Here is an 18,931-nt window from a genome sequence, read left to right as displayed (position 1 = left end):
CAGCCGTGGAACTCGATGTGCTGACTGCTTGACACCTCCGGCAAGCCCTACCCCATCCTCCACATGGCGCTCGCCGACGAGTAAACGAAAAAGCCGCCTACTTTCGTAAGCGGCTTTCGGCTGTGGTACCACCGGGAATCGAACCAGGGACACAAGGATTTTCAGTCCTTTGCTCTACCAACTGAGCTATGGCACCATCCGGATAAGAACGGATAACCGTATTATCGTGGCACAAAGGTAGGAATAAATTTTGAATTTGCAAATCGCCGCGCAAATTTTATGCACTTTTTTCGCACGACCCTCCCGGCCCTCCCCCCGAAAAAAATCGGCACCCCTCGCGAAAAAGGGTGCCGACCGAAAGGATATCCGAAAGACGAACCTGCCTAAAGGAACCGCAGCGTCTGCTCCGACCGGGCCTGCAAAGCGGCAGCCTCCAACTCGCCGGAACGAATCTCTTCGGGAATCGGAGCCCGAGCGAACACCGCGACGTCGGCGGTACCGGCCACTCCGATGAGCGTCATCTGCGAACCGTCGCCATTGAAAGTCACCTTGTAACTGTTGCCCCATGCGGCATTGTCGCTGTATAAGCCGCTGAGCTTACCGCCCGCATAGGAATAGGTCCCGCTGAAATGCTCGTAGGTCGGTCTGGTATAACGCTGGTAGAGGTCGAACGCCCCTGTCTCGTCGAACGACAGATAGACATCGGCCGCCGCGGGCGCACTGCTCCACGACAACATGTGCCATTCACCCACGACATTCCCGTTTCCGTTGCCGGGCTGTCCCGGGTCGTCAGACGAGCCGCCGCAGGCGGTCGTCAGGCACGCCGCGGCCAAAGCAATCAATAACCATTTGATATTTTTCATAGCTGCATGCTGTTTTATAACCAACCTCCGTTCGCCGACCGGCTCTCGCGGGCGATGAGCGCGAATTCGCGGGTAATCGTCATTCCGTTCATGCCGCTGCCGCTGTTCGTTCCGGCTTGCAGGCGGATACGGATGATGGCCGAACCGGGTTTCGTACACTTGAAGAGCACCTGATTGGAGAAAATCGTCGGCGCCGCCCCGATGCCGAGCCGGGCCCGGTCCTCGTCGGAAATTTCGACGCTCGCAATCGTCAGAGAGGCATTGCCGTCGCCCAGGTACTCCAGCGGACGGACCGTAGCCTGCGAACCCACGGGCACCTGGATGCAGGTGATGCCGCGCACGTTCATCAAAAGCTGGAAAGCGTCGATATAACCGCTGCCCATCTGCTTGGCATACTTGGCATCGACGCCCGTACAATATTGATTGATGTTGTTGACCGACGTGAGCAGGAGCGCCACGAATTCGCTCTGAGTGAACGTTTTGCCCAACTGCAACGCATAGGAAAGACCCAGCGCAGCCACGCCCGAAACGTGGGGGCAGGCCATCGAAGTGCCCTGCATATACCCGTACTTGCCGCCGTTGATGGTCGAAAGCACCTGCGACGTAGCCTGCGGATAGGACTGGTAGGCATCGCCGCCGGGAGCCGCGATGTTGCAGCCGGGGCCGTAATTGGTATAGTAAGCAGGCGTATAGTCGCACGATATGGACGTAACGGAGACATAATCGCGGTAGGCGCCCGGATAGCTCGCCATCCCTTTCTCGTCGTTGCCGGCCGCGAAGATGACCACGCCGCCGCCCACAGCCGGGCAGTTCTGCGTGGCGATGAAGTAGTCGATGGCCTGTTTCTCGACGCTGGCATTGCGGACATACGCGTCGTCCGAAGTGATGCCGCCCGCTTCGTAACCGAAACTGCACTGGGCGATGGTCGCCCCGTTGTCGGCCGCATACTTGAACGCCCGGGCCGTCTGCTCGGCGGAACCACCCCGGTCGTCGCAGAAAATCTGGCACGACATGATTTTCACGCCGTCGTTGTTGCCCGAACCTCCGGCAACGCCGCAGACACCCCGGCCGTTATTGTTGACGGCAGCAACCGTACCGGCCACATGGGTACCGTGGTCGGCGTCCTTGATGGTGCTGATGGTCAGCTCCTTGTCGTCCACGAAGTTATAACCGTGAATATCATCGGCATAACCGTTCCCGTCGCTGTCGGCACCGTTGAGCGTCTCGTCGGAATTGATCCACATGTTGGCGGCCAGGTCGGGATGGTCCCACTGCACGCAATTGTCCAGCACGGCAACCACCACACGGGGATCGCCCGTGCAGAGACGCCAAGCCTCGGCGCAGTTGACATCGGCACCCACCTTAATTCCGTCGTACAAAGTCGTGTTGCCCGTATTGATATAATGCCACTGACGCTCCAAGTAAGGGTCATCGAACTGGACGGCAGCCCGGGTCGGAGCCACCACAGGGGATTCGGTCAGCGGCACGACCTCGCCGCAGGCCACATGCCTGAGCTGCTGGTTGAACTCCACCTTGCTGACCTCGGCGACTGCGGCCATCTGCCGGGCCACGAAGTCCAGGTCGGCATCAGCGTCGAAACCGACGAAATACCAGCGGTGCAGCCCTGCGGCCCGCGTACGCTCCTCATGGCGCGAATCGACCGGAAAAAGGCGCCGGAGCGTCTTCACCCCGATGCCGTCGAGCACGGCATCGAAATCGCCGATACCCGAACGGGTGGCGATGCCGCACGCACGCGTCATAGCGCCGACCGCCGATTCGATCCGATCCGCAGCATCGCTGCTGAAGCAGACCAGCAGCTCGCCCTGCCGGGCATTATCGGCCGAGAAAACGAGTTTGGCGGAGAGCCCGTCATCGGGCGCGGTCTCCCCTGCTTGCCCGAGTTCGTCCTTGGCGCACGACCCGGCGAGGACCGCGGCGGCGAGCAACAGGCTCCAGAAAGTTCTCATTTTTGTCATAGTCCTATAATCATCAAGTTATGCGCCGTTACGACGCGTCGGTACCTAAAGGGCACAAACCCGGCACAGCAATTTGCATACTGTGTCGGGTTGTGCGGAGAACATGGCGACAATTACTTCGCCAAACGTGCGTTGCTGTCGACGAGCTTGAACGTTGCGACGCGGCCGAAAGTCTTCGGCGACGGCTCGCAGCGCTCGGGCTTCACGCTGAGCGTCCGGACCGGACAAGCCCAACCGTCACCAGCCGGAACAGCGTTCGACTTCAAGAGATTGCGGCCGCCTGCGAGCTTCATACCGGCAACGCTGCTGAACGGAATCGCCGCGCCGATACCATGCGTCCTCAAAGTAGCGGACGATGTGCCGGCATTGCCGGTCTGAAAGGCGATAGTCGTACCGTCAGCGTTGAAAATAGCTACAAGCTGCGGATTTGTCACAGACTGGCCCTCGATCGTTCCTACCTGAACTTGAAGGTTCGTATTCAGTTTCACCAACTGCTTGGTCGCAGGATCGACCTTGAAAACAATCGGATCACCTCCTTTAGACTGGTCATCGGAAGGGTTTTTCGAGATGAAAGCCACGGCCTCGGTCTCGGAAATCCCTATCCATCCACCCAGCACACTGCCAAGATTTTCATCACCTTTCCAGATACCGCTGAGCGTCAAGGTCGAAGCCGCGGAATCATAGGCTGCATACCAAGATATGCCGCTGATTTTAGTCCCCAAGTTCGAGACAAAGAAATCGACATCGTTTCCGGCTTCCTGAGGAACTATGGTAAATTCATTTTTAAGGGTAGTGCTTCCGCTCGGTCCTGTTAATTCATACTGCATCAGATAATTGCCGATGACGAGTTCACCCGTATAATCGATCTGTGCAGTCGAACACTCGGCCGTCACGACCTTGCTTTTGCCGTAGACGTTGGTAGCCTTGACAATCAGCGTGTAGGAAGTATCCGGATCGAGTTCGATAAAAATATTCGCAAAGCCTGCGCCGTTGGCTGCGGCGAGCTGAGTGGCACCCATGTCGTTACCATAGCTGTCCACGATTGCCTCGGGCTCCATCCCAGCGCCCTCGATGACCGCGGTCTTATTCAGATAAAGTTTCACGGACTGAAGCTCCGAACCCTTGACCAAATAAGCCAGGTTGTTCTGATCAGGATATTTAGCAGCATTTTCCGGCACCAGCGCACTGGGCAAACCGAGCTGAGCCTGCACCTCGCACTCGGGCGCCGCGGCGCCACCCGAACCCGGGAAGAAGAAGTTGATCGCTACGAAATCGGCCGTAAGGGGCTGACCGTTCTTGTCATTGGCCACAGCCACAACGGTATGAGCGCCGCTGCCTGCAAGAACGAACTTCTCGGTTACGGAACCCGAACCGTCGAGGTTCTCGATTTTGTTGAGGTCCTTGGCCGAACCGTCAGCGATGGCGGCAGCGAGCGTTGCGCGCTCCTCAGCGGAAATATTGCTGGGAACGACCACATAACCGATACCCGTGACATCAGCGCCGTAGTTGAACGTCAGCACCGCCGAGGTAGCCCCATCGTTATCCACACGCATGCTGTCGTACTCGACCGCAAGCGAATAATCCACGATTTCGGCACCGGGCAACAGAATCCGGAAATTGCCGTTTGAATTGGCATAATACGATTTCTGAGTTCCAAGCATGCCGCAAGACATACCGTCTTTGGGGAATGTAACAACGCCATCGACCAACGTTCCCGGTTCATCGGACCAAATAAGGAAATCGCCGTATCCGTTGGTACTCTCGGTGATACCGGTCCACTGGCGTTCGAGGTTCACAGCATTAGGATCGGAACAATCGATGACGATATTGGTAGGAGTAATACTCCATTGTTTGGAAAGCTGAGCCTGGGTGGCCCCGAAAACTTCTGTCAGATAATTCCAACCGAACATGTCTTCGACCATATAAATCCCCTCGCGCGACTTGTGCTTGTGAATCGGCACCTCGATTTCAGGAGAAGCCGCACCGAACAACGGACCCAAATAATCCTCGCGGAACAGACCCGTGCCGAGCAACTCCCACGGCCACGGAGTGACCGTGATAGCGAGCTGGCTATTGCCGTAAGGCGTGGTGTTCTCCTCGTCGTTCAGCAAGAAACTGATAGGATAGTCCGTACCGTCTTCGAGCTGCGTACGGTCGAACGTCATGAGCAGTTCGGCTTTCTTCTCGCCGGCAGCGAAGCTGACCGACGCAGGGATGGAGAACAAGCCCGACTTGTCATCGGCAAGGACAGCGACCGTCTGCGCCTCGGTGCCGACCACACGCATCACCGGAATGACGATTTCGCTGACATCGTCGCCGATGCTGTACTCGGCCGCGATGCTCTCGGGGAAATAGACCTGCGTACCGGAGACCGCGGGCCCGGCCTTGAAGTCATCGTCGCTGCAGGCCGCGAAGAGCCCCGCCACGATGGCAACAGCCGCCAGAATGAATATCTTCAGACTTTTCATATGCCGTTTTATTTTACAGACTTGTACGTATAGGTTGCGTTGGGATTGTTTTTGCCGCTGAGGGCCTTGTTCTGCTGAACGGCCGAAAGCGGAATTACGCAGTTCCACCAGGGAGCACGGCCGTCCGTGGAGATTTGGGCCATCGACGGAGCGTTGGTGCCGCTCTTACCGTTCTGCATGCTCATGTTCAGACGCTTCAGGTCGTGGAGAATGATACCCTCGCCCCAGAACTCGATGCGCTTCTGGAAGATGATTTCCTCGACAAGGTCGTTGCCTGCGGGAATCGAATAGCCGGCGGCACGCGTAGCCATGAACGACTGGAGCAGCGGACGGGCCGCAGCCGCATCGTAATGGGCCGTAGCCTCGGCCTCGATGAGGTACATCTCCTCGACGCGCATCAACGGAATACTCGTCACGTTGCCGAGCGAGTAGTTGCGCTTCTCACCGCCGTTGGTGTGGAACTTGAACGAAGTGAAGGGAGCGATCGGCGCCATGGCATCTTCGCCCTCGAACTCGGCCGCGGTAAGGTTCGTGTAGGGGCTGATAGCCGCATAATTGCGGTCCGGGCCTACAAAAATCTTCTTGCGGAAGTCGGTTGCGGCGATACGATTGTAACTGAAGACCGAAATACCGGGCTGGGCACCATTGCCGTAACCCCAGATGGCGTCGGGCGACATGTGGGCCGTCCACGACAAGAGGTTATTGAGCACCGTGTCGGTCGACTGAATCATGGCCCACATCCACGAAGAAATGACGGTGTTGAATCCGGTCGTCTTGTCGAGCCACTGAGCCTCGGAAGTAATCGGGGCGCCCGAAGCGACGATAGCCTTGCGGGCATACTCGGCAGCCTTGCGATAAGCGGCCTCGCCGGTCGGAATCGCAGCGTACTGCTCGTCGAAACCGCCCAGCCACAGATAAGCCCGGGCCTTGAGACCGTAAACCACAGCCAGCGAAGGCAGGTTCCGGGTCGCGGGAGTATAATCGGCCATCAATTTCTCTGCGGCGTCGAGGTCCTCGAAGATGAAGGTGAACATCTCTTCACGCGTAGCACGCGGGTTGTTCTCCAACTCCTCCATGGTCATACCCTCGCGAGCGATGGGCACCGTCAGACCGGCAACGGCCGAGACGTCGTACGACCCTATCGCAGCCTTGGCGGGCAGCGGGTCGTAGAGACGGGCCATATCGAGGTAGAAGAACGCACGGAACGCCTTGGCTACGCCCAGATTCTGAGCCGAATCCTCGTTCTGGCTGAACAGCGTGATAGCCTCGTTGGCCGCATAGACGAACTGGTAATAATTCTTATAGAAGAACGGAGCCACATAACCATTGGCATCCAATCCGTCCGAATTGCAGGGATAAAGATACGCCTGCCAACGGTCGTAGTACTGGTTGCCGCCCGGCAAGTTGCCGGCCACGGGAAACACCTCGCCGGCCAGACGGTCCATAGCGCCCAACATACCCGGATAACCGAAATCGAAGTGCTCTTCGATGTCGACATAATTGGTAATGAGAATCGTAGGCATGGCGGAAAGAACCCCGTCCTGCGCGAACGGCGATTCGGCAATCTGCCCGCCCGTAGCGTATCCGCTCTCGGGGAAAGTCTCCTCGATACACCCCGCGAACACCACGGCGGAGCCGAGAAGAACGGCCGTGAATTTTATGATCTGATTCATTTTCATACTGATTCGTCGTTAAAAATTTAGAACGTTACCGACAGACCGCCCGAGAAAGTGCGGATCGGGGCGTAGTAGTAGGGATTCGATATGCCGCCGATGCTCTGACGGGGATCGAGACCCTGACGCTGCGACCAGTACCATACGTTGTCGCAGGCCAGGTAAACGCGCAGCTTCTCGACGAGGAACTTGCGGGTAATGCGCTGGGGCAGCGTATAGCCGAGCGTGATGTTCTGAATGTTCAGGAACGAAGCGTCGGTCAGGAAACGGCTCGATGTGCCGTTCTGATTGGGGTCGCCATAGGCGAAACGCGGAATGTTCGAGCCCTTGTTGTCTTCGGACCACGATTTGAGCAGGTCGCGGTGGTAGTTGAATCCGGTAGAGGTACCCCCGGGCGAAGCCATGTAGGCCTGATAGCCTTGGTCGAGCACCTGACCGCCGATCTGGTAGGTAAAGCCGATCGACAGATCGACACCGTAGAAACGCAGCGACGTGTTGAAACCGCCATAGAGGTCGGGCAGTGCATCGCCCTGCAATTCGCGGCCCTCGGCCGAAGCGGTCGAGTAGTCGGTGGTCGTCACACGCTCCAATTCGCCCGTCTTCTCGCTGGTCCGATAGGTATACCACATGGATTTACCCGTCTTTTCCTCCACGCCGGCATAGGTGGGCAGGTAGAACGAGAAGATGGATTCACCCTCGGTGTAGAAGCGGCTGCTGGTCTGACGGCCCACATGACGGCCGTCGGCGGTGGTGTTGTTCTTATACTGATCGGGCAGCTTGACCAACTTGTTCTTGTAGTGTGTCATGTTGACCGAGAAATCCCATACGAGGTTCTTCGTGCGGATGAGGTCGGCGCCCAACTCGATTTCGACACCGCGGTTGACCATGTCGCCGATATTGGTCCAAATCGAAGTGTAGCCTGCCTCCACCGGCGTTGCGAGCTGGAAGAGCATGTCCGAAGTCTTGCGGTTGAAGAAGTCGATGCCACCGCGCAGACGGTCGTTCCAGAAACCGAATTCGATACCGACGTTGAGGTTGGAGTTGGTCTCCCACGTAATGTCAGGATTGCCTTTCTGCTGAAGCACGCTCGTCACGCCGCCGTTACCGTCGCTCTCGATGCTGTAATAATCGGCATAACGGAAATAGGTTTCGGCTTTGGTGCCGAGATTGTCGTTACCCTGCGAACCGTAGGATACTTTCAGCTTCAACATGTTGAGCCAGCCTTTCGTACCGTCCATGAACCCTTCCTTGGAGATGAGCCATGCGGCGCCTGCCGACCAGAAGTTACCCCAACGGTGGTCGGGATGGAAACGCGACGAAGCATCGCGGCGGTACGAACCCGAAACGAAATACTTCTCGTCGTAGTTGTACTGGGCACGGAAGAAATAACCCTCGTTGTTGTATTCGAGTACCGAAGAACCCGAACGCGACGAATCGACCGTAGCACCGCTCAACTCGAAGTTGTCGGGCGAGAACATGACGGTTTTGCTGCCGTAGAGGCTGTACTGCTTGCGGTTGTACATTTCGTGACCGACGAGCAGGTCCACGTTGTGCTTGTCGGCGAACGTCTCGCTGTAAGAGAGCAACTGCTGCAAGTTGTAGGCGATGTCGCGCGCATGGGACTTGAAGACCGCACCGCCCGACGAAGCGAACTGACCGTAGAACGGATTCTGCACCTCCGTGCCGCGCGTCTCGTCGAGCGCCACGTTGCCGTTGAGCGTCAGTTTCAAACCTTTGTAAAGATTGAAATCGAGGAATCCGCCCGCCATCATGGCGTTGCCCTCGTTGATATAGCGGTTCAGCTGGATGTTCTGCAGGTCGTTGCTCACACCGCCGTTGGAACGCAGGGCACCGCCGTTGCGACCGTCGCCGGTATCGTAGAGTTTCATGCCGTACTTGTCGATCATGATGTTGCCGTTGCCGTCACGCATGTAGACGGGATAAATCGGCGCCATCCGAACGGCAGTAGCGAATGCGTTGCCGCCGTCGGCGTTACCTTCGCCCTGACTTTCGCCGTCGTCATTGGTCTTGTTACCATTGTTCCACACGAAATGGGTATACGACATGTTACCGCCGATCTTGAGCCACTTTTTGGCCTGATAGTCAGCGCGCAGACGGGCCGTATAACGTTCGTTGCTCGAACCGTCGATGATACCCGTGTTGTCCAGGTAACCCAGCGATGCGTAGAAGTTGGAACGGTCCGTAGCTCCGGAAACGCTCACGTTGTACTCCTGGCGGAACGACGTCTTGTAGATTTCGTCGAGCCAGTTATCGGGCTTGAGCAAATACTGCTGGCCGTTATAGTCGACCAGACGGCCCTCCGTAGCGAGCGGGTTCAGACGACCGTTCGTACCGATGAGGTTCTGACCCTCGGGCACCGTCATCACATTGTAGCCCAGACCTCCGGCGATGTTCGACGTCAGCAGCTGGTTGGCTGCGATGTTGGCCGCCGCAGGGTCGTAACCCTGGTCGAGGGTATAATAATTGTACAGCGCCTTGTAGTGCATTTCGTAGTATTCGCCTGCATTGTCCGCAATGTCGTAGGTACGCAGAGCGCGGGTGTTGAGACCCCATTTGCCGTCGAACGACACGACTGCATCGCCTACCTTGGCGCGCTTGGTGGTCACCATAATCACACCGTTGGCACCGCGGGCACCGTACAGCGCATTGGATGCGGCGTCCTTGAGCACCGAAATCGACTCGATGTCGGCCGCATTGATGTTATTGACGTCGCCTTCGTAGGGCACGCCGTCGACCACCCACAGCGGGGTGTTCTGCGCCGACATGGAGCCGTAACCGCGGACGTAGATTTTCTGACCCGAACCCGGACGGCCCGATTCCGAAGCGAACTGCACGCCGGAAACCTTGCCGACGAGTGCGTCCTGCACGTTCGAGGACTGGGTCTTTATCAGGTCGTCCGACTGAATCATCTTGGCTGAACCGGTAAAAGCCTCCTTGCGGGCCGTACCGAACGCCACCACGATGACGTCGTCGATGGCCTGCATATCTTCGGCCAGCGCAATGTCGATATGCGTTTTGCCTGCTATGGCAACCGTCTTGGATTCATATCCGATGAACGACACGGTCAGCGACCCGTCGGCAGGCGCCGAAAGCGAGAACGAGCCGTTCGCACCCGAAGTGGTACCGATAAGTGTACCATCGACCATGACGGTCGCACCTACTACCGGCGCGCCGTCGGGGCCCGACACCGTACCGGACACCTGCCGGTTCTGAGCCCCGACGAACAACGCTCCGGCTCCCAGAATCGCAATTAACGATAGTACAAGTTTTCTTACCATAAACGTTAATTTTAATTGGTTTTTAAAATAAAAAGCTCATGGCAAAGATAGGAAACGGAAAGCCGAAAAGCAAGAATATTTATAAGAAAATTTAGCAACATGGCGATTATTTTGCGAAAAGTAAATTTTCGATTACATTCCATTTGTTATTTTAAGAAATAGCTTTCAATCCGTAACCAAGCTCCCCGCGCAACTTTCGGCCTTTATTGAAAAATAAATCAAAATGAACGAATTGATAGCAAATAAGGGCTCCCAGTAACAAGATGAAAGAAGAACCCCCTTTCCGGCCGCCGATTTATTCGCAAAGCTCCGCGACAGCCGCCTGCGGATAGAGCGCGTCGATGCGCCGGGAAAGGCGGTTCATTTCGCCGTCGAGCGTCGAGTGCGTAATGACGGCATAAATCTGCGTGGTGCGGATATTCTTGTGTCCCAGCAGTTTGCTGATAGTTTCGATGGCCACCCCCTGCGAGAGGGTCATCGTCGTCGCAAAGGTGTGGCGGGCCGTGGGGAAAGTGACCCGTTTGGAAATGCCCGCCGCGGCCGCAAGCTGCTCCAGCCGCTTGTTGCACCAGCCGTTGCCGGGCAACCCGAATATCGGTTCGTCGCAGTCTGCGGGCAGATAGCGGCACAAAATAGCCTGCGGCAAAGCGAAAAGACGCACGCTGACTTCCGTACCCGTTTTGCGGCGGGTCAAGTCGACCCATGTCTGGCCGCCGTTCTGCTGAATCTGCCGCCGGGTCAGGTTGCAGACGTCGACATAGGAAAGCCCCGTGAAGCAGCTGAACACAAAAGCGTCGCGCACCAGCCGCAACGCTCCGGAGGGCAATTCCAGCCGCATCATTCTGTTTATCTCCGCTTCGTTCAGATAGTTGCGGCTGACGAATTCGCTGTGCAGCTTATACCCGGCGAACGGGTCGTGCGTCAGACAGCCTTTGCTTCGGGCCACCATCAGCACGTGCTTGAGCGCAATCATGTAAATCCAGGCCGTGTTCTTTTTGCGGCTGCACTGCTGGACGATATAGGCATGGAATCCCGTCACGAATCCTTTGTCGAGTTCGGAGAAAGCCAAATCGTCCCGCCGATAGGTCTGCCGCACGTAGCGCTCCAAGTGATGGCAGACACACCTATATTTATTATAGGTAGCCGCACTGCGGCTGACACCCACCATGCGGCGGAACTCCTCGTTGTGGCGACGGAAAAATTCGAGCAGGCAATCGCGGTGCGTAACGCCCAGATAGGCTTCCTTGACCATCGCCGGAGTGACCGCCGAACCGTTCAGAAACAAGGTCCGGTAGCATTGTTCGATCCGGAAACGGATGTCGGCAAGCTGGCGGTTGATTTCGTCGGCGCACCGCCCGCGGCCCGCCACCTGCCCCGTCGCGGCGCACCAGGTTTCCGGGTTCACACTCAGATGCGTCGACAGCTGTACGCGCTGGCCGTTCAGCGTGACACGCGCCATAATCGGCACCCGGCCGTTCTTGAGCGGCGCATTCCTCTTGAGGTAGAAAAGTATTCTGAACGTGCTTCTCATCCGTTTTCTGCTTGGTTTAAGTTCGATTTGCCGCTAAAGGTAACGATTAAGCGACCGCCTTTCGGTGCATGAACCGGACTAAACAGCTTATTTCCGGACGGTTCGAGCGGTCGGCAAGGTTACTTTTTGGCGACTTGTGCGCGCCGGATTCCGGCGCAGACTTCGCCTTTTGTCGCTGAATTTCAAGGGACTGTCCTTTTTTCGGGCCGCCGGGCTTCGGCTTGCATACAAATATCTGAGCAGCAAATGATTGCATCCGTCAATCGGCCCTCTGCGTTTTTTATTTTAAAAACCAATTAAAATTAACGTTTATGGTAAGAAAACTTGTACTATCGTTAATTGCGATTCTGGGAGCCGGAGCGTTGTTCGTCGGGGCTCAGAACCGGCAAATATCCGGTACGGTTGCCAACCCCGAGGGTCAGCCGATCGTCGGAGCGACCGTCGTGGTCGACGGTACGTCGGCAGGCACCACCACCGGCTCCAACGGTAAGTTCACCTTGACGGCTCCCGCCGACGCTACGCTGACCGTTTCGTTTCTCGGTTACGAAACCCAGAGCGTTCCGGTCGGCGGCAAAACCTGGCTCGACATCGAGCTCAAGGAGGATTCGCAGTCCATCGACGACGTGATCGTCGTGGCTTACGGTACGGCTTCCAAGGCATCGCTGACGGGTTCGGTAGCCGCCGTCAAGGCCGCCGACATCGAGAAGCGCACCACGACCAGCGTCACGGGCGTCATCGAAGGTGCCGCCCCCGGCATCCAGGTCAACAACACCTACGGCGAGCCGGGCCACGACCCCGAAATCCGTATCCGCGGTTTCGGGTCGGTCAACGGTACCAACAAGCCGCTTTACGTCGTGAACGGCATGGTCTACAACGGCAACATTTCCGACCTCAATTCGGCCGACATCGAATCCATTTCGGTGCTCAAGGACGCCGCATCGGCCGCCCTCTACGGCAACCGTGCCGCCAACGGCGTGGTGGTCATCACGACCAAGAAAGGCCGCAGCGAAAAGGTCAGCGTCACCGCCAGCACCACCCACGGCATCTACAACCGCGGTATCGCCGAGTACGAACGTCTGAAGGCCGACCCGTGGATGGAAACCATGTGGACCGGATTCAAGAACTACGCGATGACCAGCAAGATGGGGCTTGCCGAAGACGCGGCCCGTCAGTACGCTTCGTCCAACCTGATCGCTGCCGTCGTCAAGCGCAACATCTACGATGCGGCCGACAACGCGCTGTTCGACGCCAACGGCAAGCTCGTCGCCAAGCAGCTCGGAGGCTATACCGACCTCGACTGGAACGACGAGGTCGAACGGCTCGGCTACCGCCAGGAGTACAACCTCTCGGCCGACGCCGCAGGGGAGAAGTGGGACGTCTATTCGTCGTTCTCCTACCTCTCCGAAAAGGGTTACATCGTCTCCTCGGACTTCTCGCGTTTCACCGGACGCCTGGCCGCCAACTTCAAGCCGGTCAAGTGGTTCAAGACCGGGCTCGACCTCTCCGGTTCGTCGTCCAAGCAGCATTATTTAGACAACGCCGAGGGCGAATACTTCGCCAACCCGTTCTACGCGGCGCGCATGATGGCTCCGGTCTATCCGGTCTACCTCCACAACGCCGACGGTTCGTTCCTGCTCGACGAAAACGGCAGCAAGCAGTACGACACCAGCTCGTCCTATCTGGGAAACCGCAACATCGCCTACGAACTGCGCAATGACGAGGACCTGATCCGCCGCATGACCCTCAACGGGCAGATTTACGGCACGGTCACTTTCCTCAAGGACTTCCAGTTCACCGTCCGCGGCGACATGAACCTGCGCAACAACAACGAACGCGTGTTCAACAACCCCAATATCGGCGACGGCGCTTCCAACAACGGACGCGCCACCAAATATCACAGCCGCTATCTGAACTACACGTTCCAGCAGCAGCTGACATGGAACCACGATTTCGGCCTGCATCATGTCGACGCCCTGCTCGCCCACGAGAATTTCTCCTACGAATTTGAAACCGACTACATCCTCAAAAGCGGGCAGAAACTCTCGGGCGACAACCACGAGCTCTCCAACTTCTCCGAGCTGGTCTACGGCGAGGGTGCTTCCACCGCCTACAAAACCGAATCCTACCTGGCCCGCGCCCGTTACAACTACGACAACCGTTACTTCGTCGAGGGTTCGTTCCGCCGCGACGGCTCTTCGCGCTTCCATCCCGACCACCGCTGGGGCAACTTCTGGTCGGTGGGCGCCAGCTGGATAATTTCGGGCGAGAAGTTCATGCAGAACGCCTCGTGGGTCGACAACCTCAAGCTCCGTGCTTCCTACGGCGAAGTCGGCAACGACGCAGGCGTCGGTTACTACGCCTACATGGCTCTCTACGCGCAAAACATGAACGGCGGTATGGGCACGCTCTTCAAGTCGCAGAACCTGGCCAAGGACATCAAGTGGGAGACCTCCGCATCGTTCGACGTCGGCATCGACGCCCGGCTGTTCAACCGCTGGAACCTCACGCTCGACTACTTCGACAAGCGTTCGCGCGATCTGCTGTTCAACGTTTACCTGCCCCTGTCGGCCGGTGCCACGGACATCTACAACCATGCTGACGGGACCTCGGCCACGGGTATGGCTTCCATCACCAAGAACATCGGTTCGGTCAGCAACTACGGTTTTGAAATCGCCACCGACGTCGACGTCATCAACCGCCGCGACTGGCACTGGAACATCGGTCTGAACGCCACCTTCCTCAAGAACAAAATCAAGAAGCTGCCCGACGGCAAGGACATCTCGCTGGGGGCCCTGCGCACCTACTCCGAGGGCCACGGCATCTACGATTTCAAGACCTACAAATTCGTCGGCGTCGACCAGATGACGGGCAACTCGCTCTACCGCATCGACTTCGGCAGCTATTACGTCGACGGCGAGGCCGACGGGCGCAAACCCATACCGGCCGACAAGTACGTGCAAATCGGCGACAGCTACTACACCACCGACACCACCTACGGCGTGCGCGACTGGAGCGGCTCGGCCATTCCCGACGTCTACGGCAGTATCTCGACTTCGCTGAGCTGGAAGAACCTGACCCTCTCGGTCCTCTTCACCTACTCGCTCGGCGGCAAGGTCTACGATTCGACCTACGCTTCGCTGATGTCCATGTCGGCCAACAGCGCATCGGCCCTGCACAAAGACATGCTGAAGTCATGGTCGGGCGTACCCCAAGGCATGACGGCCGATTCGCCCGACCGGATCGACCCCAACGGCATCCCCGTCGCCGACATGAACCTCAGCACCGACAACAATGCCGCTTCGGACCGTTGGTTGCAGGACGCATCGTACTTCGTCATCAAGAACATCAGCCTGTCGTACAACTTCCCCAAGACCGTTACCCGGAAGATGGGCATCGAGGGGCTGTCGGTCAACGTCGGCATCGAGAACGCCGCTACGTTCACCTCGCTCAAGGGCATGAATCCGCAGTACAGCTTCACCGGCGCCATGGACAACACCTACGTCACGGCGCGTATCTTCTCGCTGGGTCTCAGCATCAAACTCTAATATCGTTCATTCAAGAGAGGTAAATTATGAAAACGACTTTCAAATATATGGCGGTGCTGCTGGCAGGTTCGCTCGCGCTGGGTTCGTGTTCCAAGGATTATCTGGACACCGTTCCCACCGACAGCACGTCGCCCACGACGGCATTCGCCACCACTGAAAACGCCGCACAGGCCATCAACGGCATCTGCGAGATGATGACCACGCAGCACCAATACTACCAACAGGGATTCAACGGCGAAGGGACCATCAAGCTCATCTACGGCGAGTATCCCGGCAACGACTTCTGTTTCCCGCAGTATGCTCCCGGCTGGTCGCCCATCATGAATCAGACGTACATGCAGCGTACGACTTCCATGTATCTGCACTACCCGTGGTATTACTACTATATCCTCGTCAGCAACGCCAATTCGGTCATCACCCATATCCATGAGGCCGCAGGCGAGGAGGCCGACCGCGAGTTCATCAAGGCGCAGGCGCTGACATTCCGGGCCTATGCCTACACCATGCTCGTGCAGCTCTACGCACATCGCTGGTGCGATTCCGACAACGGAGCTTCCGACGGCGTCGTGCTGCGGCTCGACGAATCGACGGGCGGCCTGGAGCTCTCCTCGCTGGCCAAGTGCTACGAGCGGATCTATGAGGACCTCGACGAGGCCATCGAACTCTACACCTCCTCGGGCCGTTCGCGCTCGAACTTCTGGGAGCCCGATTTGTCGGTAGCCTATGCCGTCTACGCCCGGGCCGCCCTGAACCGCGAGGACTGGCCCACGGCGCAGGCCATGGCTCCCAAGGCCTACGCCGCCCACCCGTTGATGAGCGTAGCCGAATACCGTTCGGGCTTCTGCGAACCTAACGACGAGTGGATATGGGGCACCTATGGCAGCGCTAACGAAAACATATGGTATTATGCTCACGGTGTGACAATGGGTTACAACGGTTATAACGCCGGAAAAGGCTACGGAATCATCGCCAACCGCGAGTTGATCGACCTCTTCCCCGCCACCGACATCCGCAAGAACCTCTTCCTCCATCAAGAACTCTTCCCCGAATTCAATTTCACCGACAATTCCGAAACCGGACCGGTCGAGGGTTTCTACGGAATCGTAACCGACGAATCCGCCTATGGACCGGACGCATCCGAATCGGGCAAAGCCCTGCGTAAGGCCATGAGCGAATATGCCAATTCGGTCGCTGCCTACAAACCTGCCTACGATGCGGCTTACTACTACATCTATGGACACCTGAAGTTCGCCGTCACGGCTCAGCCGGGCGTCTCCAACATCAATCACTTCCGTTCGTCGGAGATGTATCTGACCGAGGCCGAGGCTGCCTACCACAACAACGACATTCCGGCTGCGCAAGCCGCCATGAACGCCCTCAACCGCGACAGCCAGCGCGACCCGTCGTACAGCTGCACGGCCACCGGAGAGGCTCTGCTCACCGAAATCCGCAACTACCGCCGTCTGGAGTTGTGGGGCGAGGGCTTCAGCTGGTTCGACTACAAGCGTTGGAACCTGCCCATCGAGCGCAAGTCGTTCGAGAAAGGGGGTACGTTCCAGTCTTCGATTGCCGTCACCATTCAGCCCGGCGACGCCAACCAGTGGACCTGGGACATTCCGCTGCGCGAGGTCGACTACAACGACGTCATCAAGTAGCAAGGCCGTTAGCTCCATCGCTTTGTTTCCGGCACCCCTTTTCGCGAGGGGTGCCGATTTTTTTCGCGGGTTGCGGCACAAAACATGCGGACAACGAATTATTTCGTACCTTTGGTTTCGCCGAAGATACTCCGTCTCGGCATAATCAAACCGTCGTTTGCTTCTGCACCCGACTTTTCGTACCTTTACAACCGCAACCGCAAAACAACCTCATCATGTCCATCGCAGAAATACGGCCCGGCATCCGCTACGTGGGTGTCAACGACCGCACCACCACCCGTTTCGAGGCCCTGTGGCCCCTGCCCGCAGGCGTTTCGTACAACGCCTATCTGGTCGTCGGCGAGCGCATCGCCCTGGTCGACACCGTCGAAGAACGCTTCGGCGGCCGCTTGTTCGAGAACATCCGCCGCGAAATCGGCGACCGCAAAATCGACTACTTGGTCATCAACCACATGGAGCCCGACCACTCGTCGTCGATCGACGCCCTGCGGCGGCGTTATCCCGACATCCGGCTCGTCGGCAACGCCAAGGCCCTGCAAATGGTCGAGGGCTTCTACGGCATTGCAGGTCCTGCGCTCGAAGTCAAGGAGGGCGACACGCTCGACCTGGGCGGGCTGTCGCTCGCGTTCTTCATGGCGCCGATGGTCCATTGGCCCGAAACGATGGTCACCTGGTGTCCCGAGCGGCGCACCCTCTTTTCGGGCGACGCATTCGGCACGTTCGGCGCGCTCGACGGCGGCATCACCGATTCGCAGCTCGACCCCGCGCTCTATTGGGACGAAATGCGCCGTTACTACGCCTCCATCGTCGGCAAGTACGGTTCTCCCGTGCAGAAAGCGCTGCAGAAAGTCCGCGGACTCGACCCCGCCGTCATCTGTTCCACCCACGGACCCGTCTGGCAGGAGCAGATTCCGCAGGTGCTCGACCTCTACGACCGCATGAGCCGTTACGAGGGCGAGCCGGGCGCGGTCATCGCCTACGGGTCGATGTACGGCAACACCGAGCAGATGGCCGAGCGGCTGGCCCGCCACCTGGCCGAAGCAGGCGTGCGGCACATCGCCGTCCACAACCTCACCTACTGCGACCTGTCGTTCGTCCTGCGCGACATCTTCCGTTACAACACGCTCGTCGTCGGCAGTCCCACCTACAATGGCGCCCTCTTCCCGCCCGTGGCCCGATTGCTCGAAGCGGTCGCCGCCCGGTGCATCCCGCAGCGCAACTTCGCTTTCTTCGGGTCGTTCTGCTGGGCCGGATGCGCCGTGCGCAGCATGGCCGAGTTCGCCCAGCGCATGAAGTGGGAGCCCCTTGGCGATGCCGTCGAGATGAAGCAGGGTTTCTCCGACGATGCCGACGCCGCCTGCCAGGCCCTCGCCCGGCAAATCGCCGGCCGCATCGGGCAGTAAGCCCGCCCGCAACAAAGAATCCCCGGAGCCTTTCGGTTCCGGGGATTTTTCTTGTCGCTGAAGATTCTTAGCGGCGTACCTTGACAATGACCTTGCGCACTACGCCCTCGCCCACCATCGGGGCATGGCCGTCCTCGGGAAACAGCACCGAGAACTGCCCCGGACGCATCGTGTAGTAGGTCTGCGGCTCGTCCTCGAAGAACTGGATGTCCTTCTCCGCGTTGAACGCTCCCTGCGGCTGGCGAAGGTCCTTGCGCTCGCTCCAGCCGAAAGTCTCCGCTTCGCCCGTTACGAGCAGCTGAATGTCGATATAGGCGTCGTGCACCTCCAACTTCGCGTCGCCTTTCTTCTTGAGCTCGCGCTCCATGACGTTGGCATAAATGTCGCGGCCCTCGATTTCGTGAATGCCCGGCTCCATGGCGGTCCAGTCGGTGGCGGCAAGGAATTCAAAAGCGCGCTTCATGCGCGGGTGCACGTTTTCGTAGCGTGCGTAGTTTTTCAGTGAATCGAAAATCATG

At 58.1% G+C, this 18,931-nt stretch carries 10 protein-coding genes and 1 tRNA gene; 3 read left to right on the top strand and 8 right to left on the bottom strand.

Annotated elements, in window-relative coordinates:
• Positions 1-123 precede the first annotated feature (123 nt).
• From QVG21_RS02275 to QVG21_RS02245, 7 genes are all read right to left on the bottom strand, one after another.
• Positions 124-196 (bottom strand) — tRNA-Phe (locus QVG21_RS02275).
• A 187-nt stretch (positions 197-383) separates the two neighbouring features.
• On the bottom strand, positions 384-863 hold the full coding sequence (locus QVG21_RS02270; RefSeq protein ID WP_287921800.1) for a lipocalin family protein: 480 nt from the start codon (positions 861-863) through the stop codon (positions 384-386).
• A 14-nt stretch (positions 864-877) separates the two neighbouring features.
• Positions 878-2,839 (bottom strand): S8 family peptidase, encoded by a 1,962-nt coding sequence (locus QVG21_RS02265; protein WP_287921798.1) that lies wholly within the window; start codon positions 2,837-2,839, stop codon positions 878-880.
• 113 nt (positions 2,840-2,952) lie between these two features.
• A complete protein-coding gene (locus QVG21_RS02260; protein ID WP_287921797.1) occupies positions 2,953-5,307 on the bottom strand; it encodes a hypothetical protein in 2,355 nt (784 codons plus the stop codon).
• An 8-nt stretch (positions 5,308-5,315) separates the two neighbouring features.
• Positions 5,316-6,980 carry a RagB/SusD family nutrient uptake outer membrane protein gene (locus QVG21_RS02255; RefSeq protein ID WP_287921795.1) on the bottom strand — a complete coding sequence of 555 codons (1,665 nt, stop codon included), beginning with the start codon at positions 6,978-6,980 and terminating at the stop codon, positions 5,316-5,318.
• Positions 6,981-7,006: 26 nt separating this feature from the next.
• Positions 7,007-10,279 (bottom strand): SusC/RagA family TonB-linked outer membrane protein, encoded by a 3,273-nt coding sequence (locus tag QVG21_RS02250; protein WP_287921792.1) that lies wholly within the window; start codon positions 10,277-10,279, stop codon positions 7,007-7,009.
• Positions 10,280-10,574: 295 nt separating this feature from the next.
• Positions 10,575-11,810 carry a site-specific integrase gene (locus QVG21_RS02245; RefSeq protein WP_287921789.1) on the bottom strand — a complete coding sequence of 412 codons (1,236 nt, stop codon included), beginning with the start codon at positions 11,808-11,810 and terminating at the stop codon, positions 10,575-10,577.
• Positions 11,811-12,121: 311 nt separating this feature from the next.
• On the opposite strand from QVG21_RS02245, the gene QVG21_RS02240 reads away from it, so the two are divergent.
• From QVG21_RS02240 to QVG21_RS02230, 3 genes are all read left to right on the top strand, one after another.
• Complete coding sequence (locus QVG21_RS02240) at positions 12,122-15,355, top strand: SusC/RagA family TonB-linked outer membrane protein (RefSeq protein WP_287921786.1); 3,234 nt, start codon at positions 12,122-12,124, stop codon at positions 15,353-15,355.
• A 26-nt stretch (positions 15,356-15,381) separates the two neighbouring features.
• Positions 15,382-17,010, top strand: a complete 1,629-nt coding sequence (locus QVG21_RS02235) for a RagB/SusD family nutrient uptake outer membrane protein (protein ID WP_287921784.1) — start codon at positions 15,382-15,384, stop codon at positions 17,008-17,010.
• 215 nt (positions 17,011-17,225) lie between these two features.
• Positions 17,226-18,413 (top strand): FprA family A-type flavoprotein, encoded by a 1,188-nt coding sequence (locus tag QVG21_RS02230; RefSeq protein WP_287921781.1) that lies wholly within the window; start codon positions 17,226-17,228, stop codon positions 18,411-18,413.
• Positions 18,414-18,480: 67 nt separating this feature from the next.
• On the opposite strand, the gene QVG21_RS02225 is transcribed toward QVG21_RS02230, so the two are convergent.
• A complete protein-coding gene (locus QVG21_RS02225) occupies positions 18,481-18,930 on the bottom strand; it encodes a NanQ anomerase/TabA/YiaL family protein (RefSeq protein WP_251215127.1) in 450 nt (149 codons plus the stop codon).
• Position 18,931: the final 1 nt, after the last annotated feature.

Origin of the sequence: Alistipes sp. UBA6068 (genome assembly GCF_949428155.1) — a bacterium.
GTDB lineage: Bacteria > Bacteroidota > Bacteroidia > Bacteroidales > Rikenellaceae > Alistipes > Alistipes muris.
Note: the sequence above shows the minus strand (reverse complement) of the source record. Positions and strands in the feature narration are given on the sequence as shown.